This is a genomic window from Streptomyces sp. NPDC001157, from assembly GCF_053598255.1.
In genome coordinates this window covers 218,325-245,069 of the sequence record NZ_JBSFJW010000011.1, presented here as the reverse complement: position 1 = coordinate 245,069, position 26,745 = coordinate 218,325, and the positions used below count along the sequence as shown (strand labels likewise).

Annotated in this window: 29 protein-coding genes; 10 read left to right on the top strand and 19 right to left on the bottom strand. The window is 70.1% G+C overall.

What is annotated here, in order from left to right:
- The first annotated feature begins 128 nt into the window (after positions 1–128).
- Positions 129–836 (top strand): DUF4253 domain-containing protein, encoded by a 708-nt coding sequence (locus ACWDAG_RS22035; RefSeq protein WP_450697253.1) that lies wholly within the window; start codon positions 129–131, stop codon positions 834–836.
- A 169-nt stretch (positions 837–1,005) separates the two neighbouring features.
- Positions 1,006–1,491 (top strand): hypothetical protein, encoded by a 486-nt coding sequence (locus ACWDAG_RS22030; RefSeq protein ID WP_450697252.1) that lies wholly within the window; start codon positions 1,006–1,008, stop codon positions 1,489–1,491.
- Between the two features lie 8 nt (positions 1,492–1,499).
- On the opposite strand, the gene ACWDAG_RS22025 is transcribed toward ACWDAG_RS22030, so the two are convergent.
- From ACWDAG_RS22025 to tsaB, 7 genes are all read right to left on the bottom strand, one after another.
- Complete coding sequence (locus tag ACWDAG_RS22025; protein WP_450697251.1) at positions 1,500–1,934, bottom strand: hypothetical protein; 435 nt, start codon at positions 1,932–1,934, stop codon at positions 1,500–1,502.
- A 15-nt stretch (positions 1,935–1,949) separates the two neighbouring features.
- Positions 1,950–2,234 carry a hypothetical protein gene (locus tag ACWDAG_RS22020; RefSeq protein ID WP_450697250.1) on the bottom strand — a complete coding sequence of 95 codons (285 nt, stop codon included), beginning with the start codon at positions 2,232–2,234 and terminating at the stop codon, positions 1,950–1,952.
- A gap of 40 nt (positions 2,235–2,274) precedes the next feature.
- A complete protein-coding gene (locus ACWDAG_RS22015; RefSeq protein ID WP_450697249.1) occupies positions 2,275–3,033 on the bottom strand; it encodes a hypothetical protein in 759 nt (252 codons plus the stop codon).
- Positions 3,034–3,254: 221 nt separating this feature from the next.
- Positions 3,255–3,512 (bottom strand): hypothetical protein, encoded by a 258-nt coding sequence (locus ACWDAG_RS22010; protein WP_450697248.1) that lies wholly within the window; start codon positions 3,510–3,512, stop codon positions 3,255–3,257.
- Positions 3,509–4,600, bottom strand: a complete 1,092-nt coding sequence (tsaD, locus tag ACWDAG_RS22005; RefSeq protein WP_450697247.1) for a tRNA (adenosine(37)-N6)-threonylcarbamoyltransferase complex transferase subunit TsaD — start codon at positions 4,598–4,600, stop codon at positions 3,509–3,511. The genes ACWDAG_RS22010 and tsaD overlap by 4 nt, the downstream gene beginning before the upstream one ends.
- Positions 4,593–5,126, bottom strand: a complete 534-nt coding sequence (gene rimI, locus ACWDAG_RS22000) for a ribosomal protein S18-alanine N-acetyltransferase (protein ID WP_450697246.1) — start codon at positions 5,124–5,126, stop codon at positions 4,593–4,595. Before rimI ends, tsaD begins: the two co-directional genes overlap by 8 nt.
- On the bottom strand, positions 5,123–5,779 hold the full coding sequence (gene tsaB, locus ACWDAG_RS21995) for a tRNA (adenosine(37)-N6)-threonylcarbamoyltransferase complex dimerization subunit type 1 TsaB (protein WP_450697245.1): 657 nt from the start codon (positions 5,777–5,779) through the stop codon (positions 5,123–5,125). Before tsaB ends, rimI begins: the two co-directional genes overlap by 4 nt.
- 251 nt (positions 5,780–6,030) lie before the next feature.
- On the opposite strand from tsaB, the gene ACWDAG_RS21990 reads away from it, so the two are divergent.
- Positions 6,031–6,585, top strand: a complete 555-nt coding sequence (locus ACWDAG_RS21990) for a hypothetical protein (protein ID WP_450697244.1) — start codon at positions 6,031–6,033, stop codon at positions 6,583–6,585.
- Between the two features lie 111 nt (positions 6,586–6,696).
- Here the strand turns inward: ACWDAG_RS21990 and ACWDAG_RS21985 are convergent, their stop codons facing one another.
- The 5 genes from ACWDAG_RS21985 to ACWDAG_RS21965 all read right to left on the bottom strand — a co-directional run bounded on the left by ACWDAG_RS21985 (position 6,697) and on the right by ACWDAG_RS21965 (position 10,932).
- Positions 6,697–6,870, bottom strand: a complete 174-nt coding sequence (locus ACWDAG_RS21985; protein WP_450697243.1) for a hypothetical protein — start codon at positions 6,868–6,870, stop codon at positions 6,697–6,699.
- A 150-nt stretch (positions 6,871–7,020) separates the two neighbouring features.
- Positions 7,021–7,566 carry a tRNA (adenosine(37)-N6)-threonylcarbamoyltransferase complex ATPase subunit type 1 TsaE gene (gene tsaE, locus ACWDAG_RS21980; protein ID WP_450697242.1) on the bottom strand — a complete coding sequence of 182 codons (546 nt, stop codon included), beginning with the start codon at positions 7,564–7,566 and terminating at the stop codon, positions 7,021–7,023.
- The gene (locus ACWDAG_RS21975) at positions 7,532–8,773 is read right to left on the bottom strand and encodes an alpha/beta fold hydrolase (protein WP_450697241.1); all 1,242 of its coding nucleotides are present in this window, start codon (positions 8,771–8,773) and stop codon (positions 7,532–7,534) included. Before ACWDAG_RS21975 ends, tsaE begins: the two co-directional genes overlap by 35 nt.
- 173 nt (positions 8,774–8,946) lie before the next feature.
- On the bottom strand, positions 8,947–10,116 hold the full coding sequence (gene alr / locus ACWDAG_RS21970; RefSeq protein ID WP_450697240.1) for an alanine racemase: 1,170 nt from the start codon (positions 10,114–10,116) through the stop codon (positions 8,947–8,949).
- Positions 10,117–10,179: 63 nt separating this feature from the next.
- Positions 10,180–10,932 carry a L,D-transpeptidase family protein gene (locus ACWDAG_RS21965; RefSeq protein ID WP_450697239.1) on the bottom strand — a complete coding sequence of 251 codons (753 nt, stop codon included), beginning with the start codon at positions 10,930–10,932 and terminating at the stop codon, positions 10,180–10,182.
- Positions 10,933–11,109: 177 nt separating this feature from the next.
- On the opposite strand from ACWDAG_RS21965, the gene ACWDAG_RS21960 reads away from it, so the two are divergent.
- Complete coding sequence (locus ACWDAG_RS21960; protein WP_450697238.1) at positions 11,110–11,493, top strand: VOC family protein; 384 nt, start codon at positions 11,110–11,112, stop codon at positions 11,491–11,493.
- Between the two features lie 195 nt (positions 11,494–11,688).
- Here ACWDAG_RS21960 and ACWDAG_RS21955 read toward each other — a convergent pair whose 3' ends face one another.
- The 5 genes from ACWDAG_RS21955 to ACWDAG_RS21935 form a co-directional block, all read right to left on the bottom strand.
- Entirely contained in the window at positions 11,689–13,161 is a 1,473-nt protein-coding gene (locus ACWDAG_RS21955) for an NAD(P)H-hydrate dehydratase (RefSeq protein WP_450697237.1), read from the bottom strand.
- Between the two features lie 16 nt (positions 13,162–13,177).
- Positions 13,178–13,549 (bottom strand): holo-ACP synthase, encoded by a 372-nt coding sequence (locus ACWDAG_RS21950; RefSeq protein ID WP_450697236.1) that lies wholly within the window; start codon positions 13,547–13,549, stop codon positions 13,178–13,180.
- A gap of 9 nt (positions 13,550–13,558) precedes the next feature.
- On the bottom strand, positions 13,559–13,945 hold the full coding sequence (locus ACWDAG_RS21945; RefSeq protein ID WP_450697235.1) for a hypothetical protein: 387 nt from the start codon (positions 13,943–13,945) through the stop codon (positions 13,559–13,561).
- A 66-nt stretch (positions 13,946–14,011) separates the two neighbouring features.
- A complete protein-coding gene (locus tag ACWDAG_RS21940; RefSeq protein ID WP_450697234.1) occupies positions 14,012–14,272 on the bottom strand; it encodes a hypothetical protein in 261 nt (86 codons plus the stop codon).
- Positions 14,273–14,560: 288 nt separating this feature from the next.
- A complete protein-coding gene (locus ACWDAG_RS21935) occupies positions 14,561–14,980 on the bottom strand; it encodes an ATP-binding protein (protein ID WP_450697233.1) in 420 nt (139 codons plus the stop codon).
- A 196-nt stretch (positions 14,981–15,176) separates the two neighbouring features.
- Between ACWDAG_RS21935 and ACWDAG_RS21930 the strand changes: the two genes are divergently transcribed.
- Entirely contained in the window at positions 15,177–16,013 is an 837-nt protein-coding gene (locus tag ACWDAG_RS21930) for a helix-turn-helix domain-containing protein (protein ID WP_450697232.1), read from the top strand.
- Between the two features lie 8 nt (positions 16,014–16,021).
- Positions 16,022–16,219: a DUF397 domain-containing protein gene (locus ACWDAG_RS21925; protein WP_450697231.1), complete on the top strand. Its 198-nt coding sequence runs from the start codon at positions 16,022–16,024 to the stop codon at positions 16,217–16,219.
- On the opposite strand, the gene glmS is transcribed toward ACWDAG_RS21925, so the two are convergent.
- Positions 16,202–18,049, bottom strand: a complete 1,848-nt coding sequence (gene glmS / locus ACWDAG_RS21920) for a glutamine--fructose-6-phosphate transaminase (isomerizing) (RefSeq protein ID WP_450697230.1) — start codon at positions 18,047–18,049, stop codon at positions 16,202–16,204. The genes ACWDAG_RS21925 and glmS overlap by 18 nt on opposite strands.
- Positions 18,050–18,350: 301 nt before the next feature.
- Here glmS and ACWDAG_RS21915 point away from each other — a divergent pair, with 301 nt between their 5' ends.
- The 4 genes from ACWDAG_RS21915 to ACWDAG_RS21900 all read left to right on the top strand — a co-directional run bounded on the left by ACWDAG_RS21915 (position 18,351) and on the right by ACWDAG_RS21900 (position 26,181).
- The gene (locus tag ACWDAG_RS21915) at positions 18,351–23,375 is read left to right on the top strand and encodes an RICIN domain-containing protein (RefSeq protein WP_450697229.1); all 5,025 of its coding nucleotides are present in this window, start codon (positions 18,351–18,353) and stop codon (positions 23,373–23,375) included.
- A gap of 2 nt (positions 23,376–23,377) precedes the next feature.
- The gene (locus tag ACWDAG_RS21910; RefSeq protein WP_450697228.1) at positions 23,378–24,100 is read left to right on the top strand and encodes a hypothetical protein; all 723 of its coding nucleotides are present in this window, start codon (positions 23,378–23,380) and stop codon (positions 24,098–24,100) included.
- 142 nt (positions 24,101–24,242) lie between these two features.
- Positions 24,243–25,211: a type I pantothenate kinase gene (gene coaA, locus ACWDAG_RS21905; protein ID WP_450697259.1), complete on the top strand. Its 969-nt coding sequence runs from the start codon at positions 24,243–24,245 to the stop codon at positions 25,209–25,211.
- A 22-nt stretch (positions 25,212–25,233) separates the two neighbouring features.
- Complete coding sequence (locus tag ACWDAG_RS21900; protein ID WP_450697227.1) at positions 25,234–26,181, top strand: DUF389 domain-containing protein; 948 nt, start codon at positions 25,234–25,236, stop codon at positions 26,179–26,181.
- Here the strand turns inward: ACWDAG_RS21900 and ACWDAG_RS21895 are convergent.
- Positions 26,178–26,711, bottom strand: a complete 534-nt coding sequence (locus ACWDAG_RS21895; RefSeq protein WP_450697226.1) for a hypothetical protein — start codon at positions 26,709–26,711, stop codon at positions 26,178–26,180. The genes ACWDAG_RS21900 and ACWDAG_RS21895 overlap by 4 nt on opposite strands.
- Between the last annotated feature and the right edge of the window lie 34 nt (positions 26,712–26,745).

The window sequence follows — 26,745 nt, the reverse complement described above, 5'->3', positions numbered from 1 at the left end:
CGCTACGACAAGACCGCGACCGTCTACCTCGCGGGACTCCACCTCGCCGCCATCTTCATCTGGTCGGCGAGGTGATCCAAAGGAAACGGCCTAGGCCCGTTGTCAGTGAGGCCGCATACATTCCGGCCATGAACGTCACGTCACTTCCGAAGTCGCTGCCACCGGGACGGATCGTCGAGTCGTACGGCCGGTCCGACATTCTGGTGTGGATGAGCGACGGCAAACTGCCCGACGCGGACGAGTGGTGGCGGCGGCTGTACGCCGACCGGTCACGGACGGGCCTGTATCCCGTCCTGCTCGCATACACGGAGGACATGTACGAGTTCAACGTCGGGGGTGACGAACAGGTCGACGCCGCCGCGTACTTCCGGGACGCGTGGCGGCCGTCGTCCTGGCCGTCGTTCCCGGCATGGCCGGGCCTGGCCGTTCCGGCGGCGGCCGGGGCCGACCCGGACGTGTGCGCCGGCGAGGAGGCGGCCGAGGTCGTGCGCGAGGACCGGGCCCGCTGCCTCGCACTGGTCCGGGCCGAACGGGGCTCGGACGTTCCCTCGGCGCTCAACTGGCCCGGCATGTGCAACCACATGGGCAAGGACGAACTGTCGGGAGTGCTGCGCTCCTGGGAGGACCGCTTCGGCGCCCGCCTCGTCGGCTTCGGCCACGCGGACCTCTACCTGTCGGCCGCCGTCCCGCCGAAGAACCTCCACGAGGCCCATGTCCTGGCCGCAGAGCACTATCTGGCCTGCCCCGACTGGTTCCACAACAACTTCGAGGACTGGGAGGACACCTACCCGGAGGAGCTCCTGACCTCCCGGCAGTGGCGCTTGTGGTGGGACTGAGATCGGGCGACCGGTCGAACCACCCTTCACCGACCGCTCACACGTGTGGACGGCCGAAACGGGGACGCTGGAACTACCGTGGGAACACCGACCGGCGACCGCCGCGAGACGGGGGTCTCGGGGGAGGCGGAACCGGCGCTTCGGACTTGGGGGAACGATGGTCCGGTACGTGCATCACGAGTGGTGGGCCGCCTCGCTCGTCCTCGCCGGGATCGCCGGCGGTTGGGCGGCGGCGGTCGGCACGGGCCAGAGCCCGCCGGTGCGGACCGGAGCCCTGGGCGTGCTCATCACCTTCGCGCTCGGCTTCCTCGTGGTCTCGACGCTGCTGCGGGCCTCCCGGCTCAAGTGGATCGGCCGGCTGCGGGAGTTCGAGGCGGCGGCGCTCGCGCCGGACACCGAGGAGCGTCCGCACCGCGCGGCCTTCTCCCCTCGCATGGCCGGACTGCTGCTGCTGTCGGCCCTGTGCGTGTTCGTCATCCGGGACACCGGAATCGTCGTGGTCCTGCTGGCCGTCGGCCTGGACTGGCTCGGCACGGCGGTGGCGGCCACGGGCTGGGAGCACAACACCGGCCGACGCCTGTGGCTGGCCCCCGACCCCGGGGAACGGTGGCACCTCTCGTACTCACCCGCCGGAGCGGCGATCAGCCACGGCTGAACGGACGCCTACCAGAAGAGAATCCGGAACCGGCCGCCGCGGAAGATGTAGCGGGCGTAGAAGCCGCTCCCCGTGGCGACCAGCGCGCTCAGCAGGAACCCGCCGACGTCACCCTTGGCCAGCCCCGACACCGCGGCGACGACACCCAGCACCCCGATCACACACCAGAAACCGCCGAACACGGCACGGGAGAGCGTCTCCCGCGCCCCGAGCCGGGGAGCGGGCGGGCGTGCGGGCACCGGCATCGGCGGCCCCCACGTCGGCGGTGCCGGCAGGACGGGTCCCGCCGACGGACGCGGTGGTACGACCGGCATGGGCGGCGCGCCCGCCGGCATCGGGGGCACCGGCGCGGTCCGCCCCTGGTAGTCCGGTCCCTCGAACAGGTTGGGCCGGGGCCGGCCGGGCCGGGCGTCGGTGGGCCCGTATGCGCTGTCGTCGGTCATGGCGGCGCCCCTCCCCTACTCGCCGTCGTCCCGGCCGCCCGCGGCCTCGGACCCCGTCAGACCGAAGGCGGCGCCCAGCAGATAGAGCACCGCTCCCGCCGGGATGATGAACACGGCCACCGGGAAGTAGTACGTCCCCGAGGTCTGCTTGGCGACGTACACGCCGTAGACCAGCAGGAACGCGCCACCGATCACCGACCAGGCCCTGTCCTTCACGGTGACCCGGGGCAGCATGAGCCCGCACATGAGAAGCACGGCCCCCGAGATCACGGAGAAGACTTCGTAGACACCCCAATGCATGATGAATCCCCCTACGTCAGAACGCCCGCCGCGGCGTGCGTCAGAACTGGCCCTTGTACTGCTCGATCACCGCGCCCAGCGACTCGGACGGGTGGTAACTGCACTCGTAGCGGATGGCCGGCAGCGCGAGCGGGCTGCCGAAGCCGCCGAGCCCCTTGGACGTCGCGATGTCGACGAGGGCCTGTGACTCGGTCCCCTGGTCCGCGTTCAGGAAGTCCTTGCAGGTCGAGGAGGCCGAGAGGCCGTCGCCGCTGCCGCCGCCGATGACGGCCGGGATGCCCTTGAACACGAGCAGGAGCAGCGCCAGGACGGCCAGGGCGATCAGCACGTACCGTCCGAAGGGGGTGTCGTTGTGGACGTCCCCCCCGTACGTGTCGCCGTCCCGGTGCTGGGTGACCTCACCCTCGTAGAGCGAACCGCCGCCGCTCACCACCCGGTTGTGGTCCCCGTATGTGTCGCGGCGGTCACCGATCTGCGCGTCGCCGTCCCGGCCGATACTGATCGAGTTCACGCTCACCCCGGCCGGCTGCTCGGCCTTCGCGCCGCGCACCGCCTTGGCGAGCGCGAGCCGGAAGTCGGCGTCATCCTCCGCCGCCTGTCTCAACAGGTACTCGACGAGGGAGCTGTTGCGCGGGTCGCGGGTGAAGCCCTCCCACTCCCGCTCGTTCCCCCTGCTCCGCAGCCGGGCGGCGACCAGATCCGACAGCAGCCGCGTCGCCACCCCCTGCACCACTTCCCCCGCGCTCGCGGCCGCCGACGTCATGGAGTGCGTCAGAATCCGGACAGCCTCGACCGCCATCTCGCCCACCTGCATTGGCCCCCCAGCCCTCTCCCCGATGGCATGCGCCGGCGACGAAATCGGCCAGAAGACGCATACCGAGAATGAGGAATGTATCCGTCCGGACCTGGGGCAGACAGGAGAATTTTTCCGGTTTTACGCAAGCGAGATATGTAACAAGGTAGATGGGCATGCGTCATATGACGCACATGACCCTACATATGTGCGTCGAACGGACGAAGTCAGTCGGTCGCCACCGACTCGAACCGCCACCGGTGCACCGCACGGGACGTCAACTCCCCGCCCGGCTCGGGGAGTTCGGGCAGATCGGCGTCGTACGGGGCGTCCCACCAGGTGATGACGAGGACACGGTCCTGGGGGGCGCGGAAGGTCTCGCGGCGCGCCGGTGGTACCGGGAGTTCCTGCGCCCGCGCCCAGGCGAGCAGTTCCTCGCCCCGGCCCTCGGCCGCCCGCGCCTCCCACATCAAGGCGACCGTCACGGGTACAGGTTCTCCTTGCTGACCTCGTGGACGTGATCGTGGTGGTGCCCGGGTACGTGCGCCTCGGTCACCGGCAGCGAGGAGTCGGCGGACAGGTCCCAGTTCGACGCCGCCCGGTTGCGGGCCACCAGCTCCGCGCCGAGCGCCGCCACCATGGCGCCGTTGTCGGTGCACAACTTCGGCCGCGGCACCCGCAGTTCGATCCCGGCCGCCTCGCAGCGGTGCCGGGCGAGCTCGCGCAGCCGGGAGTTGGCGGCCACACCGCCGCCGATCATCAGATGCCCGACGCCCTCGTCCTTGCAGGCGCGCACGGCCTTGCGGGTGAGCACGTCGACGACCGCCTCCTGGAAGGAGGCCGCCACGTCCCGCACCGGCACCTCCTCGCCCGCCGCCCGCTTGGCCTCGATCCAGCGGGCCACGGCGGTCTTCAGCCCGGAGAAGGAGAAGTCGTACGCCGGGTCGCGCGGACCGGTCAGTCCGCGCGGGAACGCGATCGCGGAGGGGTCGCCCTCGCGTGCGTAGCGGTCGATGACCGGGCCGCCGGGGAAGCCGAGGTTCAGCACCCGAGCGATCTTGTCGAAGGCCTCGCCGGCCGCGTCGTCGATGGTCGCGCCCAGGGGACGGACGTCCGAGGTGATGTCCGTCGACAGCAGCAGCGAGCTGTGCCCGCCGGACACCAGCAGCGCCATCGTCGGCTCGGGCAGTGGGCCGTGCTCCAGCTGGTCGACGCAGATGTGGGAGGCGAGGTGGTTGACGCCGTAGAGCGGCTTGCCCAGCGCGTACGCGTACGCCTTCGCCGCCGACACGCCGACCAGCAGGGCGCCGGCCAGCCCCGGACCGGCGGTGACCGCGATGCCGTCCAGGTCCCGCGCGCTCACCCCCGCCTCCTTCAGCGCGCGGTCGATGGTCGGCACCATCGCCTCCAGGTGGGCGCGCGAGGCGACCTCGGGGACGACGCCGCCGAAGCGGGCGTGCTCGTCGACGCTGGAGGCGACGGCGTCGGCCAGCAGGGTGGTGCCGCGGACGATGCCGACGCCGGTCTCGTCGCAGGAGGTCTCAATCCCCAGGACCAGGGGTTCGTCAGCCATGGATCTCGGTTTCTCGTTCGGAGGTCGGTCCCGCGGCGGAGCCGCTGTCGGACTGCGTGGTCAGACGCATCACCAGGGCGTCCACATTGCCGGGCTGGTAGTAGCCGCGCCTAAAGCCGATGGCCTCGAAGCCGTAGCGCTCGTAGAGCTTCTGGGCGCGGATGTTGTCGATCCGGCACTCCAGCATCACTTCGGCGCACTCGAAGGCGGTGGCGGCCCGCAGCAGCTCGGTGAGGAGCCGTCCGCCGAGGCCGGTGCCCCACTGGTCGCGGGTGACGGCGATGGTCTGGATGTCGGCAAGGTCTCCGGAGGCGGCGAGGCCCGCGTACCCGACCACCCGCCCCTCGCCGTCCTCGGCGACGACATAGCGGCGGGTCGCCTCGGGCCCGCGGGAGTGGGCGAGTTCCGACCAGAACATGCCGCGGGACCAGGCGTCCTCGGGGAAGAGGTCCTTCTCCAGTTCGAGCACGCGGTCGATGTCCCACCAGCGCATCTCGCGCAGTCGAGAGGTCACGGGTTCGGTCACTTGGGGGTGACCACCTTGTAGTTCTTGGGGACCTGGGCGTCCGGGCGGCGCAGGTACAGCGGCCGGGCCTCGGGCAGTTCCTCGCCCTTGGCCAGCCGCTCGGCGGCGAGACTCGCGAGCGCGGCGGCCGACACATGCTCCGGCTCGTGCACGTTCGGAAAGGTGTCCGGGTACAGCAGCGCGCCCGCACCGACGGCGGGCAGCCCCGCCACCCGGTCGGCGATGTCGGCGGGCCGGTCGACGGCGGGGTCGGTCAGCCGGGTCCGGGAGTCCGCGTAGCGCGCCCAGTAGACCTCCTTGCGCCGGGCGTCGGTCGCCACGACGAAGGGGCCCTTCTCGATGTCGGCCGCGTAGGCGAGACCGTCGAGCGTGCACACGCCGTGCACGGGGACACCGAGCGCGAGCCCGAAGGTGTCCGCGGTCATCAGGCCGACGCGCAGCCCGGTGTAGGGGCCGGGCCCGATGCCGACGACGATGCCGGTGACGGCGTCGAGCCCGGTCCCGGCCTCGGCGAGCACCCGGTCGACGGCAGGCAGCAGCAGCTCACCGTGCCGGCGCGCGTCCACCTGGCTCGAAGAGGCGATGACGTCCGTGCCGTCGTGCAGGGCGACGGTCACGGCTGGGGTTGCGGTATCCAGAGCGAGCAAGAGCACGCAAACAGCCTACGGCTCTCGGGGCCCGGGTCGGACGCCCTGTCGTCCGCCGGAAGGCTTGCCTCGCCACGTCATGGGGGTACCCCCACTCCCTTGAGGCAGTGAGGGAGTACGTGCCGGGCGTCGCGGCCGGGCGGGCCGCGTCCGACACGGCCCCCCACCTCGGGCATCGCCGCCCCGATCAGGCGGCTGCGGGCTGCTACGGTCGCCGAAAAGCGCGACATACGAGGCGAATGGGGCAGGTGGCGACCGTGGCAAGGAGCAGCTCCGGATTCGTGTTCGGGCTCACCGTGGCCGCCCTGGCCGCCGTCGGCTTCCTCGGCTACCGGGCCTCCGTGACCGTGCCGGCCGGCTTCGGCAAGCCGCAGGCGAGCGCCTCCCCCGCGGCGGCCGCCCCGGGAGCGCCCGGCACCCAGCGCAACCCCGGCCTCCCGCCCGCCGCATCCGGCGCCGGGGAACGTGTCGTCTACTCGGTGGGCTCCGACCGGGTCTGGCTGGTCGACGCCCGCAACCAGGTCCTGCGCAGCTTCCCGGTCGCCCCGGGCAATGTCGACCCGGCACCCGGCGTCTACGGGGTGACCTCCCGTTCGAACTCCGCCATCGGCACCGACGGGACCGCCATCGAGCACGTCGTGCGTTTCACCAGCGTGGAAGGCGTCGCCGTCGGCTTCAGCGCGGCGGTCAGGACTTCACCGGCGGCACCGGACCCGACGGTGCGCACGGGCGGGATCCGCGAGTCCCGCAAGGACGGCGCAGCACTGTGGGAGTTCGCGACGATCGGCGCGCGGATCGCCGTGATCCCCTGAGCGGGTTTCTCCAGGCAGGCCAGATGAGTGCGGCTCCCCCGCGGGGCACGACCGGCCACGACAGGGCCGGCAGACGAAGAACAACCCGCCTCGGCACCTCCAGCGGAGCGCCTACGCGGCTTCCCGGTGCCCTGCCGACGGCCGGGACACCTCGGGGTCCGGCAGCCGCGGCGGGGTCGAGACCGCGTCCGCCGCGGCGCACGACGCCAGCAGTTCGCGCATGGACACACCGGCTACGACGGCGTACGGCTTCTGCTGCTGCGCGTTGCTCTCGGTGGCCGGCATGGACGCCTCCTGAGGACCCGGGGGCGGGCGTAGTTAGGTAGACCTAACTACGAACTGGATACCATGTGACCACGCACAAGACACCGAATGCAATATCTTGCCGACGTCTTGTCGGAACGTTCACGGAATCGTGCGCCGACCATGCGGCCGTCAGGCGGACAGCACGCTCAGGTCCACCGCCGACCACCGCTCGCCCAGCCCGGTCACCGTCACGTGCCGGACTTCGTCCGTCGTGTCTCCGACGGCCCGGTGGATGACGACGTGCAGCCGGTCGTCGGTCAGCTCCTCGACCTTGCCCTCGCCCCACTCCACGACGATCACCGACTCGGGCAGCGAGACATCGAGGTCGAGGTCCTCCATCTCGTCGAGCCCGCCGCCCAGGCGGTACGCGTCGACGTGCACGAGCGGCGGACCGTCACCCAGGGACGGATGCACGCGGGCGATGACGAAGGTCGGCGAGGTGACCGCGCCCCGGACGCCGAGCCCTTCACCCAGCCCGCGGGTGAGCGTCGTCTTGCCCGCGCCGAGTTCCCCGTTGAGCATCACGAGGTCACCGGCGCGCAGCACCTTGGAGAGGCGGCGGCCCAGGTCCCGCATCTGCTCGGGGGACGTGACGGTGATCTCCACGGAAGGCGCGGCCAAGGACACGGAGGCCCCGGTCTCAGCCGGGTTGTGCGGTGCTGCTGGTGCTTCCATAGCCACCCACGGTAGCTCCTGCCGGCACGGCACCCGCGCGGGTGAGCAGGTCGGCCAGCCGGTCGGTGACCACCTCCGGGTGCTCCAGCATCACCAGGTGCCCGGCGTCCGGTACCAGCACCAGCTCGGCGTCCGGCAGCAGGTCGGCGATCGCCTCGCTGTGCTCGCTGGGCGTGACGAGATCACCGATCCCGGCCAGCACCAGCACGGGCAGATCCGCGAAGTGCACCAGCGCCTCGGTCTTGTCGTGCTCCGTGAACGCCGGGTAGAACTCGGCGACCACGTCGATCGGCGTGCCCTCGATCATCCGCTCGGCGAAGCGCGCGACCGCCGGGTCGACGTCACGCGACGCGAACGAGTACCGCTTGATGATCCCGGCGAACAGATCGGCGGTCGCCCGCCGCCCCTTCTCCACCAGCGCGGCCTGCTGCCCGAGCGCCTTCAGCACTCCGGGCAGCACCCGCCGTACGGCATTCACGCCCGCGACCGGCAGCCCGAAGTTGACCTCGCCGAGCCGCCCGGACGACGTACCGACGAAGGCGGTGGCGACCACCCGCTCCCGGATCAGCTCGGGGAACTGGTCGGCCAGCGCCATCATCGTCATGCCGCCCATGGAGTGCCCGACGAGCACGATCGGCCCGTCCGGCGCGGCGGCGTCGATGACGGCCTTCAGATCGCGACCGAGCTGGTCGATGCTGACCGGCACGCCGTCCTGCACCTGCTGCACGCCCCGCCCGGACCGCCCGTGGCTGCGCTGGTCCCAGTGCACGGTCCGTACGACACCGCGCAGGGCCGCACGCTGGAAGTGCCAGGAGTCCTGGCTGAGGCAGTAGCCGTGGCTGAAGACGACGGTGACGGGAGCGGGCGCCTTCCGCCCGAACAGCCGCCTGCGGCGCGGGCCGAGCGCGGGCACGGCAGCCGGGTCGACGTCGTCGACCTCGTAGTACAGCTCGGTGCCGTCGTCGGCCGTGGCCTTGCCGGGCGTGCCGCGCAGCGCCCCGTACGGCCCGGTCGAGTCGAGCGCGAGCCGCGCCTTCTTCCTCATCCCGCGGCCGACGGTGAGCCGCTCTATGGCGACGCCGGCCGCCGCGCCCGCGGCGACCACGCCTATCGCGGCGCCCGCGATGCCGGTCGCCCTGCGCCAGTTCCCGGCCGCCCCCGTGGCGGAGGCGACGGCTGCGACGGCCTCCGCAGTGCTCTCGCTCACGTACCGCTCCTCTTCGCCGGATCACTACTGCTGTTCGCTGGGTCGGGTGATGCAGTTGTTGCTTGCGTTACTCGTGTTGCCTGTTGATACCGCTGCTGATCGACTGCCCGATGTTGCTCGGCTTACGGGCGCTGCACTTCTGCCGGTCGGTGGACTGTCGGGCCTCTGTGCGGTTACCCGCTTTGTTGCTCATTCACGTAGACGCGGGGAACGCGCGTTCCGATCCGCGTGACGATCTCGTACGCGATGGTGCCCGCGGCCTGCGCCCAGTCCTCGGCGGTGGGCTCGCCGCGGTCGCCGGGCCCGAACAGCACCGCTTCGGTACCGGCCGCCGGCTCGTCCCCGCCGAGATCGACGACGAACTGGTCCATCGCGACCCGCCCGGCGACGGTCCGCCACTTGCCGCAGACCAGCACCGGACCGGTCCCGGAGGCATGCCGCGGAATGCCGTCGGCGTACCCGACGGGCACGAGTCCGAGGGTCGTCGCGCCGGGGGTGACGTAGTGATGCCCGTAACTGACGCCGTGACCCCCTGGGACGTGCTTCACGAGCGCGATGGAGGCCGACAGTGTCATCACCGGACGCAGCCCGAAGTCGGCGGGACTGCCCATCTCGGGGCTCGGCGAGATGCCGTACACGGCGATCCCGGTCCGAACCAGGTCGAAGTGGGCCTCGGGAAGGGTGAGGGTGGCGGGCGAGTTGGCGATGTGCCGCACCTCGGGGCGCACGCCCTGGCTCTCGGCGTACGTGACCATCTCACGGAAGCGGGTGAGCTGGAGGTCGATCGAGGGGTGCCCGGGTTCGTCGGCGCACGCGAAGTGCGACCAGAGCCCGGTGATGCGCAGGATCCCGTCGGCCTCGGCGCGCAGGGCGGCCGCGACCAGCTCGGCCCAGTCCTCCCCCGGCTGACAGCCGCCCCGCCCCAGCCCGGTGTCGGCCTTGAGCTGCACGCGCGCGGGGATCCCCGCCGCCCGGGCCGCCGCGGTGACCTCCTCCAGAGCCCACATCCCGCTCACCGACACGTCGATGTCGGCCTCGATCGCCTCCCGCCAGGGCCCGCCCGGCGTCCACAGCCAGCACATGATGCGTCCGGGCAGCCCGGCGGCCCGCAGCGCGAGCGCCTCCTCGGGCGTGGCGGTGCCCAGCCATGCGGCCCCCGCCGCCACGGCGGCCCGGGCGCACGGCACGGCCCCGTGACCGTATGCGTCGGACTTGACCACGGCCATGAGGGCAGCGCCCGGCGCGAGGGCGCGCAGGGTCCGCACGTTGGCGCGCAGAGCGGCCAGGTCGATCTCGGCGCGGGCGCGCAGGGGCGCGGTCGGGGCAGCTGCTGTCTCAGTCATGGCGCCCCCAGTGTCTCAGAGGGGTCCGACACCCCCGAGGCACCGGCCCCCCGTGCAAGCCGCCTACTTCCCGGGCCGGTGTCCCCACACATACACACGGTCGCCCTTCCTCAGCACACGCCACAGCTTCCGGGCGTCGCCCGGCCGCAGATTGACGCACCCCCATGAGCCGAGGGTGGTGTAAATGCTGTCGTGGACGCCGTGAAAGGCCTGCCCGCCGCTGAAGAACTGGGCATAGGGCATGGGCGCGTCGTACAGCGTCGACCAGTGCTTCTTGTGCTTCCAGTAGATCTTGTGCCAGCCGGTCCGGGTGCGATGCCCGACCCGCCCGCTGCGCATGGGCACGGGACCGTAGACCACCTTGCTCCCCTTCTGCACCCAGGTCAGCTGCCGATTGAGATCGACACACGCGACGCGATACGTCCGCTCGGGGCACTTCTTCCGGGCGTTCGGATGCTTCCTCGCGGAAATGAGCTGTATGGCGGCCCAGGTGACGGGCCCGGCGAACCCCTTCGCCTCCTTGATCCCGTGCTTCACCTGGAACGTCCGGATGGCCCGACAGTCGGCCGCCGACTGCTTCCCGTCCGCCCTCCGCTTCAGCCACTTCTCGACCGCCCGCTGATGGGGCCCGGTCTTCCTGCTGCACTTCACCTCCCCCACGGCGTCGTCGATCGGCGCGTACTCGACGGGGTCGTACGTCCCCTCCGGCGCGCCCGGGGGATCTACGGGGTCGGACACGAGCTCGACTCTGGAGGCAGGAGCCTCGGGGGTTGCCGAGGTGGCGCCGGTGGAGAGAACGGTGACGGCGGCGAGCACGACCGCGGCACCCCGACAGACGACACGCGCAATATGCCTATTGATCATGCAATCAGAGAAACGTGCAGGGCCGACAGGCCGGGAGCGGCGCGCGGCGGGGTCACCCTTTCCGACGAGCGACCGCCCGGGCGACGGCCCGCGCCCCCCGGCCTACGCTGAGAACCGGAGGTGGTGGAGATGCTGGCAGACACACCACTCAACGCCGTCATCCCGGCGACCGACATCGAACGGGCCAAGCACTTCTACGGCGACACACTCGGCCTCAAGCTCATCGACGACCGCCAGGACACCGCGCTCTTCGAGTCCGGCGGCGCCCGGTTCGTCCTCTACACGACACCGAGCGGCGGCCAGGCCGCCCACACCCTGGCCGGCTGGACCGTCGGCGACCTCGACGCGGAGATGGCGGACCTGCGCGGCCGCGGTGTGACCTTCGAGGAGTACGACCTGCCGGGCCTGAAGACGGTGGACGGCGTGGCGGAGGGCGCAGGCATGCGCGGCGCCTGGTTCAAGGACAGCGAGGGAAACATCCTGAGCGTGGTGCAGGACCTCCGCCAAAGCTGACCGCGAGGTACGTCCGACCGGCTGCCGACCTGGCCGGTCAGTCCCGCACGTCCCGCCACGCCCCCGGAATCGCCTCGACCACGTCATGCGCGCCGACCGGTGCAGCACGGCCCCGTGCAGAACCTCCGTCAGGACTCCCCGGGCGGACCCGGCCCAGATTGCGAGGCACGGTCCGCCACCGACCGACCTCGTCGATCAGTCCCGCACGTCCCGCCACGCCCCCGGAATCGCCTCGGCGACGTCGTGCGCGCCCGCCGGCGCCCCGTCTGCGGCGAACCGCCCGGCCAGGCCGTGCAGATAGGCGGCCGCGCTCCCCGCGTCCAGCGCGGAGAGCCCGGAGGCCAGCAGCGACCCTGCGAGCCCCGACAGCACATCCCCACTGCCCGCGGTGGCGAGCCAGGGCGTCCCGGTCGCATTGACCCGTACGACCCCGCCACCCGGACCGACGACGAGCGTCGTAGACCCCTTGAGCAGCACGGTCGCCCCGTACCGCGAGGCGAGTTCACGCGCCGAGGCCAGCCGCGCCCCCTCGACCTCCTCCCGTGCCACACCGAGCAGCGCGGCGGCCTCCCCGGCGTGCGGGGTCATGAGCGTGGGCGCGCTACGAGCCCGTACGGCATCCCGTTCGGCGAGCCGCAGCCCGTCCGCGTCGACGAGCACGGGCACGTCCGCTTCCAACACCTCGGCCACGGTCGAGGCGTCGTCCCCCGCGCCGGGCCCGACCACCCAGGCCTGCACCCGCCCGGCCTTCGCGGGCCCCTGATCCGATACGAGCGTCTCGGGGAACCGTGAGACGACGGCGTCCCCGGCGGGCCCGACGTACCGCACCGCTCCGGCGCCGCCGCGCAGCGCCCCGGAGACGGCGAGGACGGCAGCCCCGGGATACCGCGCGGACCCGGCCGCGATCCCCACAACCCCCCGCCGGTACTTGTCACTCTCGGCCCCCGGCACGGGCAGCAACCTCGCAACGTCCACATGCTGAAGTGCCTCCAGCTCCGGCTCGGCGGGCAGCACCTCCCCCAGCCCGATGTCGACGAGCCGTACCGACCCGGCGTACTCCCGCGCGGGATCGATCAGCAGCCCCGGCTTGTGCGTCCCGAACGTGACGGTGAGATCGGCCCGGACGGCGGCACCGCGCACCTCCCCCGTATCGGCGTCGACACCACTGGGCAGATCGACGGCGACGACGGGGGCACCGGACTCTTCGACACACGCGGCCAACTGCGCGGCATCGGGCCGGAGTCCGCCCTTGCCGCCGATCCCCACGATCCCGTCGACGACGAGATCGGCCCGCAGGATCGCCTCTTCGACGGGACCGACCCCCGCGGAGGCGGCGACACCGGCACTGGCCCCCGCGTGGACCACGCGCCCTCCGGCCCTCAGCAGGGCGGCAAGCCCCCCGGCATGGGCCCGCTCGGGCGCGAGCAGCACGGCCGCGACGGCCGCCCCCCGGCGGGCCAGCCGGGCCCCGGCATACAGCGCATCGCCGCCGTTGTCCCCGCTCCCGACGAGCAGTACGACCCGGCTGGCGTAGACGCGCCCGATCAGATCGGCACAAGCGGCGGCGAGCCCGGCAGCCGCCCGCTGCATCAACGCCCCCTCGGGAAGCCGCGCCATGAGCTCCCGCTCCGCTGCCCTTACCGTCTCCACGCTGTACGCAGTACGCATGGGGTCGAGTCTGCCCTCAGCCTTCGGCGATCACCACCGCCGAGGCCACCCCGGCGTCATGGCTCAGCGACACATGCCAGGACCGCACCCCCAGCTCGGCCGCCCGAGCCGCCACCGTCCCCTGCACCCGCAGCCGAGGCTGCCCACTGTCCTCGACGACGACCTCGGCATCCGTCCAGAGCAGCCCTGGCGGCGCACCCAGCGCCTTTGCCAGCGCCTCCTTGGCGGCGAACCGCGCGGCGAGCGAGGCGACACCCCGGCGCTCCCCGCTGGGCAGCAGCAACTCACTCTCCAGGAACAGCCGTTCGGCCATCCCGGGCGTCCGCTTGAGTGACGTCTCGAACCGATCGATCTCGGCTACGTCGATACCGACCCCGATGATGCTCATTCGGGCACTCTATTGCGGGGGAGCCTCCGCGCCCTCGCGGAACAGGTCGTCGGCCGTCATGACCGTCAGGGAACGGTCGCGCCAGAGGGCGAGGGTGTCGAGGTCAGTGCACGAGGTGATGCGCTCGCGCACTTTGGCCGGTACGGCGATGCCTCGTGCCTCCAGTGCGGACAGGGTCCCCTCCGCCCTGGCTGCGGCTCTGCCTTCGGCGTACCCGGCGGCCCACTCCTCGGCGTATCCCGGCGGCCACTTCTCGATCTTGCCCCGCAGATACGCTATCTCCCAGGGAGACAGCCCCTCCCGCTTGAGGATCTCCTTTAACCTTCCGCGGAGTTCGGCCATGGCCTTCTCGGGGGTGAGCCCAAAGGCCATGGCCGCCGCGAGCGCAAGGGACATGCCTGAGATTTCCTCTTGCAGCTCCGGATTCAGGCGCTGCCCATGGTCTTGCAGGTCTGCCAACGCTCACGCCTGTTCAGAGCTGGTCCCCGGAACCTGCGGGTCCTCGGCGAACAGGTCCTCGGCCGCCGTGGCTGTCAGGGAACGGTCGAACCAGAGGGTGAGGGTGTCGAGGTCAGTGCACGAGGTGATGCGCTCCCGCGTCTCCTCAGGGACGGCGATGCCACGCTTCTCCAACGCGCGGAGGATCATCGAGGCCTTGCCCTCCAGGTAGGCCGTCTCACGGACCGTCCCCCGACCGGGGAAGTAGCTGACGAACGTCGACATGATTGCCTTCCATTTCTCTCCGGCTGGAGTCTTACCCAGGGTGACTTCGAGGCGGGCGTGTGCCAGGGCGGAGAGCACTGCCAGCGGGAGGTTCTTCGCCGCGGTCCGGGCATGGGTGATCACCGGCAGGTTGTCCGGTCCGGCAACCAGCGGATATGTCCGCAGCCTGAAAGATGCGGTGCATGCCCTCGTGAGCCGATGTGACCATGTGCGCAACCTAGGTGGATCAAGGGATGGTTTGTCCGGGTGATCGAGATGCGTTCACCCTTTCGAGCGTCGGTGAAACGTTCACGCCGCCGAGGCCAGCTCGAACCACACGTACTTGCCCCGGTTGCCGTTCCTGGCCAGCGGCTGCCACCCCCACAGGTCGGCACAGGCACGCACCAGAGCGAGCCCGCGCCCCTCCGCCGCATCAGCGAGCTGCGCCAACTCCCGTGGTGGCTCCGGCGGTTCGGGATCGGCATCCCACGCCCCGATCCGCAGCACACCCGCCGACCAGCGCACGCGCAACGCCGCCGGCCCCTTGGTGTGGCATACGGCGTTGGAGACCAGCTCGCTCGCCAGCAGCTCGGCGGTGTCCACGACACCGATCAGACCGTGCATGGTGAGGATCAGCCGGAGGGTGCGGCGGCAGACGGTGACGGCGCGGGGGTCGTTGGGGATGTACAGGGTGTACTCCCACGGTTCGGTCGGTTCGTTTTCGGGCATGCGGCAACTCCGGTTCGATGGTGGGGGTTTGGCGGTGGCATTGCCGCAGCCGTCATGGCAGGACGGAGCGGTGCACTTCCGCAGAGTGTGCGTCGCATCACTAACGGTAGGGATTACCGTTTAGGTTTTGCAAGCCGGTCGCGTAATCTGACCTCCGAACGAGTCGCGCCCACAGGCGCGTTGGGAGGATCACGCGGTGGTTTTGCGGCGCGAGCCAACGGCACGTCAGATGCGCCTGGCGGTAGAAGTACGCAGACTTCGAGAAGCGGCAGGCCTCACCACTCGCGAGGCAGCAGTACTGCTCGGAGTGAGTTCCGCGCAGATCAGCCAAATCGAGGCAGGCCTGACGGGGCTGAGCGAGAAGCGGCTCCGCCGCCTCGCCTTTCACTACGCCTGCACGGACGAGGCCTTCATCGACGCCCTGGTCGCGATGGCCACCGACAGGACGCGCGGCTGGTGGGAGGCATACCGGGGCCAGCTGCCCACATCGTTCCTGGACCTGTCGGAGCTAGACCACCACGCCTCATTCCGGCACGAGGTAGCCATCCTGTTCGTGCCGGGCCTGCTGCAGACCGAGCACTACGCTCGCGCGGTCTTCTCATCCCGGGTCCCCGAACTGACTTCCGACGAGCTTGAGTTGCGCGTCCGCCACCGGATGGCACGGCAGGAGGTCACCTTTCCGTACGAGGTCGTCATCCACGAAGCTGCGCTACGCATCAGAGTCAGCGACCGCGCCGCATCTAGAGCCCAACTCACCCGGCTGCTGGAATTCTCCGAAGCGGACCACATCACCCTGCGCGTCATCCCCTTCGAGCTGGACGGATTCGCCAGAGCCTCGAACACCATGACGTACGTGGGCGGCCCTCTGCCCAAACTGGACACGGTCGTGCGTGACGCCCCCCACGGCTCCGTCTTCATTGATTCCGAAGCCCAGCTCAACGCCTATCGAACGCGCTTCCGTAAAGTGGAAGAGGTATCGCTCGATCCCGAGCGATCGCGTGACTTCATCAACCGGCTGGCGAAAGAGCTGTGAGGCACCCCATGGACAACTGGCGGAAGTCGTCCTACTCCGGTGAGGGCGATGGCAACGACTGCGTGGAGATCGCGAACTCCTCGACCCACGTTGCCGTCCGCGACTCAAAGACCCCGGCCAGGGCAACCCTCACCTTCCCGACCGGAGCCTTCTCCACCTTCCTCAACTCCCTGAAGTCGGAAGCCGACTCACTCCACCGTCACTGACTTCGCAAGGTTCCGCGGCTGATCCACCTCATTGCCGCGAGCCGTCGCCAACTCACACGCGAACACCTGCAACGGCACCGTAGCCACCAGCGGCTGCAGCAACGTCGGCGTCGCAGGGATCCGTACGAGATGGTCGGCGTACGGCACGACCGCCTCGTCCCCCTCCTCCGCGATCACGATCGTGCGCGCACCCCGCGCCCGGATCTCCTGGATGTTGGACACGATCTTGTCGTGAAGGACAGACCGCCCGCGGGGCGAAGGCACGACCACGACCACCGGCAGATCGGGCTCGACCAACGCGATCGGCCCGTGCTTCAACTCCCCCGCCGCAAACCCCTCGGCATGCATGTAGGCGAGCTCCTTCAGCTTCAGAGCCCCTTCCAGCGCCACCGGATACCCCACATGCCGCCCCAGGAACAGCACCGTCTTCTTGTCGGCGAGCGACCGCGCAAGCTCCCGTACCGGCTCCATGGTCTCCAGCACCCGCTCGACCTCACCGGAGATGTGCGACAGATCCCGGATGACGGCCCCGATCTCGTCGCCCCACTTGGTGCCGCGCACCTGCCCCAGATACAGAGCAACCAGATAACAGGCGACCAACTGCGTCAGGAACGCCTTGGTGGACGCAACAGCCACCTCCGGCCCCGCATGCGTGTACAGCACCGCATCCGACTCCCGCGGGATCGTCGACCCGTTGGTGTTGCAGATGGCCAGCACCTTGGAGCCCTGCTCCCGCGCATGCCGTAGCGCCATCAGCGTGTCCATGGTCTCGCCGGACTGCGAGATGGCGATGACCAGCGAACGCGAATCGAGGATCGGATCCCGGTACCGGAACTCGCTCGCAAGCTCCACCTCGCACGGAATCCGCGTCCAGTGCTCGATGGCGTACTTGGCGATGAGCCCGGCATGAAAGGCCGTACCGCACGCCACGATCACCACCTTGTCGACTTCCCGCAGTTCGGCGGCGCTGATCCGCACCTCGTCCAGCGTCAGCGAACCGCCCACATCGATGCGCCCCAGCAACGTGTCGGCGACCGCCTTGGGCTGCTCGGCGATCTCCTTGAGCATGAAGTAGTCGTAGCCGCCCTTTTCCGCGGCGGAGGCGTCCCAGTCGACGTGGTACGAGCGCACGTCGGCCGGGCTGCCGTCGAACCCCGTCACCGTCACCCCGTCCCGCCGCAGCTCGACGACCTGGTCCTGACCCAGTTCGACCGCCGACCGCGTGTGGGCGATGAACGCGGCGACATCCGACGCCAGGAACGCCTCGCCGTCCTCCACGCCCACCACGAGCGGCGAGTTCCGCCGCGCCCCGACCACCACATCCGGGTCATCCGCATGCACCGCGACCAGGGTGAACGCACCCTCCAGCCGCCGGCACACCAGCCGCATCGCCTCGGCGAGGTCCGCGCACGCCGAGAACTCCTCGGCGAGCAGATGCGCGACCACCTCGGTGTCCGTCTCGGAGGCGAGGTCGTGCCCGCGCTCCTCCAACTCGGCCCGCAGCAGAGCGAAGTTCTCGATGATCCCGTTGTGGACGACGGCAACCCGCCCCGCGTTGTCCAGATGCGGATGCGCATTCGGATCCGTGGGCCCGCCATGCGTGGCCCACCGCGTATGTCCGATCCCGGTCGAGCCCGTCGGCAGCGGCCGTTCCACCAGCTCCTTCTCCAGGTTCACCAGCTTCCCGGCCTTCTTCGCGGCCGCCAGCCCCCCGTCCGCCAGCACGGCGACGCCCGCCGAGTCGTAACCCCGGTACTCCAGTCGCTTCAGTCCGGCCATCACGACATCGAGCGCCGACTGCGACCCCACGTATCCCACGATTCCGCACATGTGCCGCAGCCTACGATCCAACAGCACCCGAAATTGCCTTCCGCTTGCCCGAATTCGGAAATTTCACCGGGGTGCGAAGGTCCACCACAATCCAGCCGAAGCGAAACCTTGTGCGGTTCCGCGTGTACATGCCTATGCTGTCGCCGCGTATAGGCCGAACCTGACCATTCCGCCTTCACACGCACCAACCAGCGACCGGGGGAACGCCGTCGCTCACGGGGAGGGGTTGCATCGCGATGCCGTCGTACGCCTTTCCGGCCCGCACCCGCACCCCCGACTGAATGCAGAAAGGGATGCCTCCATGCACCCCAGACCGTGGTTCCGCCTGCCCGGAAAACGAAGATCACAGAAGCTCACCTCCGCTGTCACGTCCGTCGCCGCACTGGCCGTCCTGGCGGGTCTGGCGGTTCAGCCGGGTGTGTCCCAGCGGCACGCCGAACCGGCGGCTGATTCCTACCCCTGGTACGAGGACACCTCCGCCGAGCAGTTGCGGCAGGACCAGTGCCTGATGGCCCACGTACTGCGGCTGGGCGGGCCGACGATGGCCGCGACCGCGCAGGACGGCCTCAACCAGCCCGTCGACAAGCTGCATGTCCTGGCGAACCGCGAGCACTGGGAGCAGACGCCGCTGGCCGTGGCGTACCAGAAGGACAAGGACGCGGCGAGCAAGCAGATGGACGATCTCGCTGCTCAGCGGAAGGACTGGCAGAAACCTCTCGAGAGCCTGGCGACCCCTGACGGATTCACGGACAGCGGGTTCCACTGGCCGCCCGGATCCTCCGGCGACGGCCAGCAGTCGTTCGACGGGCAGACGGGTCTGAGCGGGTGGGTCGCCGACCGGTTCTGGATGAACGACTACGACTTTTACGAGGACGACACTCCGAAGGCCGACGACGCGACCCTCAAGGCCGTCGACGCCGCGGGCAGCCCGCTCTACGGCAAGGACCCCGACTGGGCCACCCACCAGCAGGATTGGGACCGGGCGCTCGCCGAGCACAGCGCCTTCCAGTGGATGCATGGCGGCCCGGCCACCAACGCGGGCGCCGACGACGCCCGTATCTTCCTGTCCTCGGGTGGCTTCCCGCGCACCGCCCCGCAGCCGGGCACGCCGGAGTACCGCATCGCGGTCGAGGACGTGAAGTCCCGGTTCGCCGCCTGCGGCTGGCGTGACCCGCTGGACCCGGACAACGTGCTGGGCGACATCACCTCCACCGCGGCCGGCGAGTGGCAGCAGGAGGTCTCCTCCCAGGCCGCCCAGCGCAACCAGATCCTGGACGCGAACAAGACCGCCGTCGACGCCCTGGCCAAGGGCGCGAAGGCGCTCAGCGACATGCTGGGGCACTCCTGGGTCGCCGACCACATCACCCGCTGGCAGGACTTCTGGTCCCCCGGCGGCATCGGTTACATCGGTGACGCCCCGCTGGTCATCCAGGTGCCGGGCGCTTCCGGCAAGTGTCTCGACGTCCAGGGCGCCGGCAAGACCAACGGCACCCCGGTCCAGGTCTACACCTGCAACGGCGGCGCCTCCCAGAAGTGGCAGCTGCTGGGCAGCTACGACGGCGGCTACACCCTGGTCAACCCGAACTCCTTCAAGTGCCTCGAGGTGCTGAACGGCAACAACGCCAACGGCACGAAGATCCAGATCCACGACTGCAGCAGCGCCAAGGCCCAGCAGTGGAAGTTCGATGTCCGCAGCGCCGGCCCGCTGCTCAACGCGGCCACCGGCAAGTGCCTGCACCTGCCGACGTTCGACAACAGCAAAGACGCCGTGCTGTCGACCTGCAACGGCTCCTCCGCGCAGAAGTTCCGCCTCGTCCCCGAGGGGCACACCGGCGACGACAAGCTGGGCTATCCGGACAAGGCCCAGTTCACCAAGGCCAAGGCCGGTCTCACAGCCGCCCAGAGCGCCGCGAAGAGCCAGCTGGCCGTACTCAAGGCGCAGCTGACGTCCGGGCAGAAGGCCGCGACCACGTCGGACACCGCGCTGCAGGCGGCGTACGGCATCGCTGATGCGGCGGGTGCTCCGCGGGGTCGTGGTCTGCTGGTCGGTCTGCAGAAGGACCAGGTCACCAAGGGTGCGGCTGCCGCACTTCAGGCGCTGGAGAAGGCCGGTGAGACGGCGGAGGCCGCGACCCGTGCCGCGGCCGGGGACAGCGAGACGATCGCGCAGCGTGCCCTCGCGCAGGCGGCTCAGTCGAAGGCGGAGTTCCGCAAGAAGGCCGCCGAGGCGGCCGAGTTGCAGGCCAAGGCGGCCGCGGATGCGGCGAAGATCCACCGTGACAACGCCAAGGCCGACAAGGAAACGGCCGAGGCGAAGCTCACCACCGCTCTGAAGGCCGAGGGCGACGCGAAGGCGGCTGCCGCCGACGCCCATGCCAAGCGGCTGGCCGCCGAGGCGGAGGAGAAGACGGCCAAGGCGGAGAAGGAGACCGCCGCGGCCAAGCAGGCCGAGGCCGCCGAGCACAAGAAGAACGCCGAGACCCAGGCGGCCGCCGCGAAGGACGCCAAGGACAAGGCCGAGGCCGCCGAGAAGACCGCCGAAGGCAAGCGCGACGACGCGGTCACGGCCAAGGACCACGCCAAGGGGATGCGCGACGACGCGTGGGACGCGGAGCAGAAGGCCGAGGCCGCACGCGCCAAGGCCGACGCCAAGGACGCCTACGCCGACTCCCTCGACTCCGGGGACGCCGCGACCGCCGCCCGCGCCGCCGCCAACGACGCGGACAATGCCGCCGACGACGCTGAAGCCGCCGCGACCAGGGCCCGTTCCGAGGCCGATGCCGCCACCCAGGCGGCGGCCGACGCGGACGCCGCGGCCACCCGCGCCGAGGCGGCCGCCAAGCGCGCCCGCTCCGACGCGGATGCCGCTCAGGCGGACAAGCTGAAGGCGGACGCGGCGGTGAAGACCGCGACCAGCGCCGCAGCCGACGCCATCAAGGCCTCCCAGGACGCAGCCGCCGAGGCCAGGACCGCGGTGAAGCTGGCCGACGAGGCCGAGCAGCACGCCAAGGACGCCAAGACCCAGGCCGACGCCGCCAACAAGGAAGCCGGAAACGCGCTCGCCGCCTCCGCCAAGGCAGCCGGGTTCGCTCACGTCACCGCACAGGCGGCCGTGGACGCCGGAGAAGCAGCAAAGCAGGTCGCCAACCCTGCCAACGACGCGATCCAGCTCGGCTCCGCCTATGTCGACACCGACTCCGCCGCAGGTCTGGTCGTCCTGACCGGCCAGGCGTCCAAGTCCATCGCCGACCAGCAGCAGGCCGTAGCCGACGCGCACGCCAAGAACGCGGCAGCCGAGGCCCAGGCAGCGAAGAACCTCGCCGACCAGGCCAAGGGCGACGCCAAGGAGGCCTACCAGCACGCGGCGAACGCCGCCCAGTACGCCGCCGACGCCCGCACCTACTCCAAGGAGGCCCTCGGCTACGCGGCCGACGCAGCCAAGGCCGCAGCGGCAGCCTCAGCCTCCCTGGCCCGCACCATCGACTACGACAAGCAGGCCGCCGACGACGCGGCAGCCGCCGACACCGCCGCAGGCAACGCCGAGGGCTACGCCAAGGACGCCCGCGCCTCGGCCGACGCCGCCGCTCTCGACGCCGAAGCCGCCCGCTCCGCCGCCGCCCAGGCCGAACAGGACGCCAAGGACGCCCGCTCCGCCGCCGACCGCGCCGACGCAGCCGCCACCGAGGCCGAACAGGCCGCCAAGGACGCCGCCAAATACGCCAAGGAAGCCCAGGAGGCAGCCGACAGGGCCGAGAAGGCCGCCAAGGGCAAGCAGATCAGCGACGGAACCGTTCCCGACGAGAACGGCCACTCGATCGGCAACGTCTTCTACGTCGTCGACCACATCGAGAAGGTCGGCGACCCGGAAGTCGTCAAGAAGACCGACGGCTGCGACCACTGGTGGAACCACCTCGCCTACACCGGCAACTGCACGATCACCTCGAAGATCAAGTACAAGGCCGTCCTCGACCTGTACCTGTGCACCGCACAGGATCTGGACCCGCAGAAGTTCATGTGCCCCTCCAACGCGACGAAGTACCTCGGCGAGGTCCGGACCAAGGAACTGTCCCAGGAGGTCACGCACAACATCACGATCGCCGAGTGGCAGGACGGCGTCGATCCCATCGACATCCTCTTCGGCAGCTGGATCAAGTGCACCCAGAAGTTCACCTCCGGTTTCGAGGGCGGCAGCTGGGGCGGATGCGCCTGGGCGTCCCTGGACGTCGCGAGCCTGTTCGCCGGCAAGATCATCCGGCCCATCGCGGAAGCACTGCGGGCCGTGGACGCCGCGTTCGTCACCGGCATCGGCGTCCGGGACGCGTTCAAGGCGCTCAAGGCGCTCGACGGCGTGGACGCGGCGGCGGTCGCCGCGATCGAGAGGGAGGTCGAGCTCTACGAGGAGATCACGACCGCGTGCCCCCGGAACAGTTTCCCGGGCGACACCCAGGTCCTCATGGCAGACGGATCCCACAAGGCGATCCGCGACATACATGTCGGGGACCTGGTCCGCGCCACGGATCCGGAGACCGGCCGGCCGTCGGCGCGACCCGTGACCGACACCATGCGGCACGACACCCGGCGGCTGGTGGACATCACGGTGGGCGACGGGGTTCTCTCCAGCACGGCAGGCCACCGCTTCTTCGTCAAGGATCACGGCTGGACGCTGGTCTCCGCCCTGCACGTGGGCGACAGCTTGCGCACGCCGGCCGGTACGTTCCGCATCGTCACGGCCGTGAAGGACCGGACCGGTCTGACGCCTCGCGAGGTCTACGACCTGACGGTCGACGGTATTCACACCTTCTACGTCAGTACCGAAGGTGCCCACCCTCAGAGCGTTCTCGTCCACAACTGTGTGAACATCATCGCCGACGAGGACATTGAAGGCGCTCACACCCTCGGTGACCATGTGAACAAGACGGACGCCCAAATGGCGGCGAAGGCGCTGGACCCGAACAACAGGGAGGGCATCGCGACCCGATGGGCCAGCAAGGACGTCGCCGCCGAAGCCGTCGACAAGGCCATCACGCAGTGGCTGGACCACCACCCGGACCATCTGACCGACCTGAACTCCTGGCAGGACAAGATCGCCCGGAAGCTCGGGAAGGGCGGCCGCTTCGACCCTCGGACGGACCTGAAGCCCATCCGCTGGGAGGTGCGGGACATGTCAGTCAAACTGGGCGACAAATGGGTGCGTAACGGCACTCAAGCAGTGAAGAGTGCTGTCGACACCGACTGGGTCATCGTGCAGCTGAAGTACATCGGCAAGAAGAACGCGCAGCACCCGCACGGCAAGTGGGTCGTCTACACCGCCTATCTGGAAGGGTGATCTTGACTGAGGAGAAGGATCCCGGGAACGGGTACCTGGAGGACGTCTACGTGACGGACATCGGGCTGACCTGGGTCGCCTCGCGGTGGCGCCTGGTGGACATGTTCGACCGGGAGCCGGACCGCCACTCCCGCCCCGAGGAGGGGCCCCTCGCGGAGTGGCTCGGCTTCGCGGAACTGGCCGTCGACGAGTTCGACCGCTCCAGGGCCGTGCAGTTGGGCCAGGACATCCAGCGGCTCCTGCGGTCGCCGCTCCCCGAGGACACGATTCGAACGGCATGGCTCGGGGCGACCCACGGCCTCTTCGATCCAGCCGAGTACGGCATCAGCGCCCGTGCCTGGCTGCAGCGCGCCGAAGAGGCATGGCTGGCCCGAGTGCGCCGGGACGATCGCGCGTTCGTCCCTCCGCCGCCACATCCGGTGGTGGACGAGGAACTGAGGCAGGCCGTCCTCCAGGTGATCCACTCGGCCGCGGAGCACCTCGGCCACGCCGCGGAGAACCCTCCGTTCGGAACTCCGGTGACCGGCCTCGTCCCCGCACTGGAGCGGGTGGTCACCGAGGCGTGCGCCGACCTCGGCTACCGGCTCTTCCTGCGCGCGGTGAAGGCCTACTTCGTGCCGGTGCCGGCCGATGGCGACATATACCGCAGATTCGTCGCCCTCGGTGAGCGGTTCGGTTACCCGCGTTGGGTCGTACGTGAAGGGCTCAACGACCGAACCGACTGACGCTGGGACACAGGGGCGGGTGGACAGAGAGAGTCCGCCCGCCCCTGTGTCATGTCCGCACCCGGCCCCACGTGACGCACCCCACCCCACACCCCCGTTCAAACTCCGTTAACAATGGACTGTGATCTCACCGGTCTCCTCGATGCCCCGGAGCGCCCACCGGCCCAGGCCGGAGGCGACTCCCTACGTCGACCTCACCCGTTCCGAGTGGAGCGCGCTGCGCGACAAGACTCCGCTGCCACTCACCGCCGAAGAGGTCGAGAAGCTCCGCGGCCTCGGCGACGTCATCGACCTCGACGAGGTGCGGGACATCTACCTGCCGCTGTCCCGCCTCCTCAACCTCTACGTCGGCGCCACCGACGGCCTCAGAGGCGCCCTGAACACCTTCCTCGGCGAACAGGGCTCCCAGTCCGGCACCCCGTTCGTCATAGGGGTCGCCGGCTCCGTGGCAGGCGGCAAGTCGACCGTCGCCCGCCTCCTTCAGGCCCTGCTCTCCCGCTGGCCCGAGCACCCGCGCGTCGAGCGGGTCACGACCGACGGCTTCCTGCTTCCCACCAAGGAGCTCCAGGCCCGTGGCCTCATGTCGCGGAAGGGGTTCCCCGAGTCCTACGACCGTCGCGCCCTGACCCGTTTCGTCGCCGACATCAAGGCGGGCAAGGACGAGGTGACGGCCCCCGTCTACTCCCACCTCATCTACGACATCGTCCCCGACCAGCGACTCACGGTCCGCCGCCCGGACATCCTGATCGTCGAGGGCCTGAACGTCCTGCAGCCCGCCCTCCCCGGCAAGGACGGCCGTACCCGCGTCGGTCTCGCCGACTTCTTCGACTTCAGCGTGTACATCGACGCCAGCCCCGAGGACGTCGAACGCTGGTACCTCAACCGGTTCAAGAAGCTGCGTCAGACGGCCTTCCAGGACCCGGACTCGTACTTCCGCAAGTACACGCAGGTGTCCGAGGAGGAGGCCCTCGAGTACGCCCGCACCCAGTGGCGCACCATCAACAAGCCCAACCTGGTGGAGAACATCGCCCCGACCCGCGGCCGGGCCACCCTGGTCGTCCGCAAGGGCCCGGACCACAAGGTCCAGCGCCTGCGGCTGCGCAAGCTGTAGACCCCGCCTGTTAGAAAGAACCATGCTGCACTTGCGCCTGATCGCGCCGTCCGACAGGACCGACGACGTGGTCCGCCTGATCGAGAGGACCGTCGGCACCACACATCTCGTCGTGCTGCCGGGGGCCGCACGCAACCCCGCCGGGGACGTGGTGATGTGCGACGTGGCCCGTGAGGCGGGCGACGAACTCCTCACCGGGCTGCAGGAGTTGGAGCTCGACCGCACCGGATCCATCGCCATCGAGAACATCGACCTGTCGCTGTCCAAGCGCGCGGACAAGGCCGAGGCGGAGGCACCCGGCGAAGGCGCGGACGCCGTGCTCTGGGAGCACCTCACCGACGCGACGCACGAGGAGTCCACGCTCTCCGTCACCTACGTCGCCTTCCTCGCGCTCGCCACGATGATCGCGGCCTGCGGTGTCGTCCTCGACAACGCGATCCTGGTCGTGGGCGCGATGGCGGTCGGACCGGAGTTCGGGCCGCTCGCGGGCTTCTGCACAGCGATCGTGCAGCGTGCCCCGCGCCTGGCACTGCGGTCGTTGACCGCGCTGTTGGTGGGCTTCGCGGCGGCGATGGCGGTGACGGTCGGTTTCAGCCTGTTCATGGATGCCGTCGGCCTGTTCAGCGAGGCCCAACTGGAGGCGAAGCGGCCCAACACGGGCTTCATCTACGCCCCGGACTGGTTCTCGTTCGTCGTGGCGGTCCTTGCCGGAGCCGCGGGCACCCTCTCTCTGACGTCCGCCAAGTCGGGTGCGCTGGTCGGTGTCGCCATCTCCGTGACGACGGTCCCCGCCGCCGCCAACGCGGCCGTGGCTCTGATCTACAGCGACACCAACCAGGCCGAGCGTTCGTCGGAGCAACTCCTGCTGAACCTGCTCGGCATCGTCCTCGCCGGCACCCTCACACTCCTGGCCCAGAAATGGCTCTGGGCCAGGCAGCGTGAACGCACGGCCAGGGCAAGCGGCGGCTAGTGACGCGTTTCGCAGTCCGCGGCGACGCTGTCGCCGGGGTCGGCGAACACCACGTCGGCCGAGCCACCGTCACAGGACACCGTGTCGACGGCGGGCGAGTCGCCGCTCACGCCGATCGTGTCGTTGCCGCTGCCGGTCGCCACGGTGTCGGAGCCCGTGCCGGCGTCGACGAGGGTGCGCAGCGACACGCTCGTCCCGTCGAAGCTGTCGTTCAGGTCACCCAGCCCGATCGAGAGCTGGGAGGTGCCGGCGACACTGCCGCAGTCGACGCTGGTGGCCGACAAGCGAGCGCAACCCGGCCCCAGCGCGATGCCCGTGGAGTCCGTGAGGATCACACGGCCGGTGGAGGTACTGGCCGTGACCTGGTTGGCCGCGCCTGAACGGGCGCTGAGCAGCACCATGCCGAAGAGACGGAACGCGGTGGAGCCGGGAGTCTGGGCCGCGGCCGGGGTGGCGAGCGCGGGGACCGCGAGACTCGCGACCAGGGCCGGAACGGCTGCTCGCTTCAGGGTTCTGCTGATTGTCTTCATGGTGCCTTTCTCACTTCCGTCGGGGGAACGCCAC

Bases quoted from the DNA above. Each gene is read 5' to 3' on its own strand.
- ACWDAG_RS22035 (WP_450697253.1), top strand. From the start codon at position 129: ATGAACGTCACGTCACTTCCGAAGTCGCTGCCACCGGGACGGATCGTC.
- ACWDAG_RS21935 (WP_450697233.1), bottom strand. From the start codon at position 14,980: ATGCCCGAAAACGAACCGACCGAACCGTGGGAGTACACCCTGTACATC.
- ACWDAG_RS21915 (WP_450697229.1), top strand. From the start codon at position 18,351: ATGCACCCCAGACCGTGGTTCCGCCTGCCCGGAAAACGAAGATCACAG.
- ACWDAG_RS21925 (WP_450697231.1), top strand. From the start codon at position 16,022: ATGGACAACTGGCGGAAGTCGTCCTACTCCGGTGAGGGCGATGGCAAC.
- ACWDAG_RS21895 (WP_450697226.1), bottom strand. From the start codon at position 26,711: ATGAAGACAATCAGCAGAACCCTGAAGCGAGCAGCCGTTCCGGCCCTG.
- ACWDAG_RS22015 (WP_450697249.1), bottom strand. From the start codon at position 3,033: ATGGCGGTCGAGGCTGTCCGGATTCTGACGCACTCCATGACGTCGGCG.
- tsaE (WP_450697242.1), bottom strand. From the start codon at position 7,566: ATGGAAGCACCAGCAGCACCGCACAACCCGGCTGAGACCGGGGCCTCC.
- ACWDAG_RS21900 (WP_450697227.1), top strand. From the start codon at position 25,234: ATGCTGCACTTGCGCCTGATCGCGCCGTCCGACAGGACCGACGACGTG.
- alr (WP_450697240.1), bottom strand. From the start codon at position 10,116: ATGACTGAGACAGCAGCTGCCCCGACCGCGCCCCTGCGCGCCCGCGCC.
- ACWDAG_RS22020 (WP_450697250.1), bottom strand. From the start codon at position 2,234: ATGCATTGGGGTGTCTACGAAGTCTTCTCCGTGATCTCGGGGGCCGTG.
- tsaD (WP_450697247.1), bottom strand. From the start codon at position 4,600: ATGGCTGACGAACCCCTGGTCCTGGGGATTGAGACCTCCTGCGACGAG.
- ACWDAG_RS21945 (WP_450697235.1), bottom strand. From the start codon at position 13,945: ATGTCCCTTGCGCTCGCGGCGGCCATGGCCTTTGGGCTCACCCCCGAG.
- coaA (WP_450697259.1), top strand. From the start codon at position 24,243: ATGCCCCGGAGCGCCCACCGGCCCAGGCCGGAGGCGACTCCCTACGTC.
- ACWDAG_RS21950 (WP_450697236.1), bottom strand. From the start codon at position 13,549: ATGAGCATCATCGGGGTCGGTATCGACGTAGCCGAGATCGATCGGTTC.
- ACWDAG_RS21940 (WP_450697234.1), bottom strand. From the start codon at position 14,272: ATGTCGACGTTCGTCAGCTACTTCCCCGGTCGGGGGACGGTCCGTGAG.
- glmS (WP_450697230.1), bottom strand. From the start codon at position 18,049: ATGTGCGGAATCGTGGGATACGTGGGGTCGCAGTCGGCGCTCGATGTC.
- ACWDAG_RS21955 (WP_450697237.1), bottom strand. From the start codon at position 13,161: ATGCGTACTGCGTACAGCGTGGAGACGGTAAGGGCAGCGGAGCGGGAG.
- ACWDAG_RS21960 (WP_450697238.1), top strand. From the start codon at position 11,110: ATGCTGGCAGACACACCACTCAACGCCGTCATCCCGGCGACCGACATC.
- ACWDAG_RS21985 (WP_450697243.1), bottom strand. From the start codon at position 6,870: ATGCCGGCCACCGAGAGCAACGCGCAGCAGCAGAAGCCGTACGCCGTC.
- ACWDAG_RS22025 (WP_450697251.1), bottom strand. From the start codon at position 1,934: ATGACCGACGACAGCGCATACGGGCCCACCGACGCCCGGCCCGGCCGG.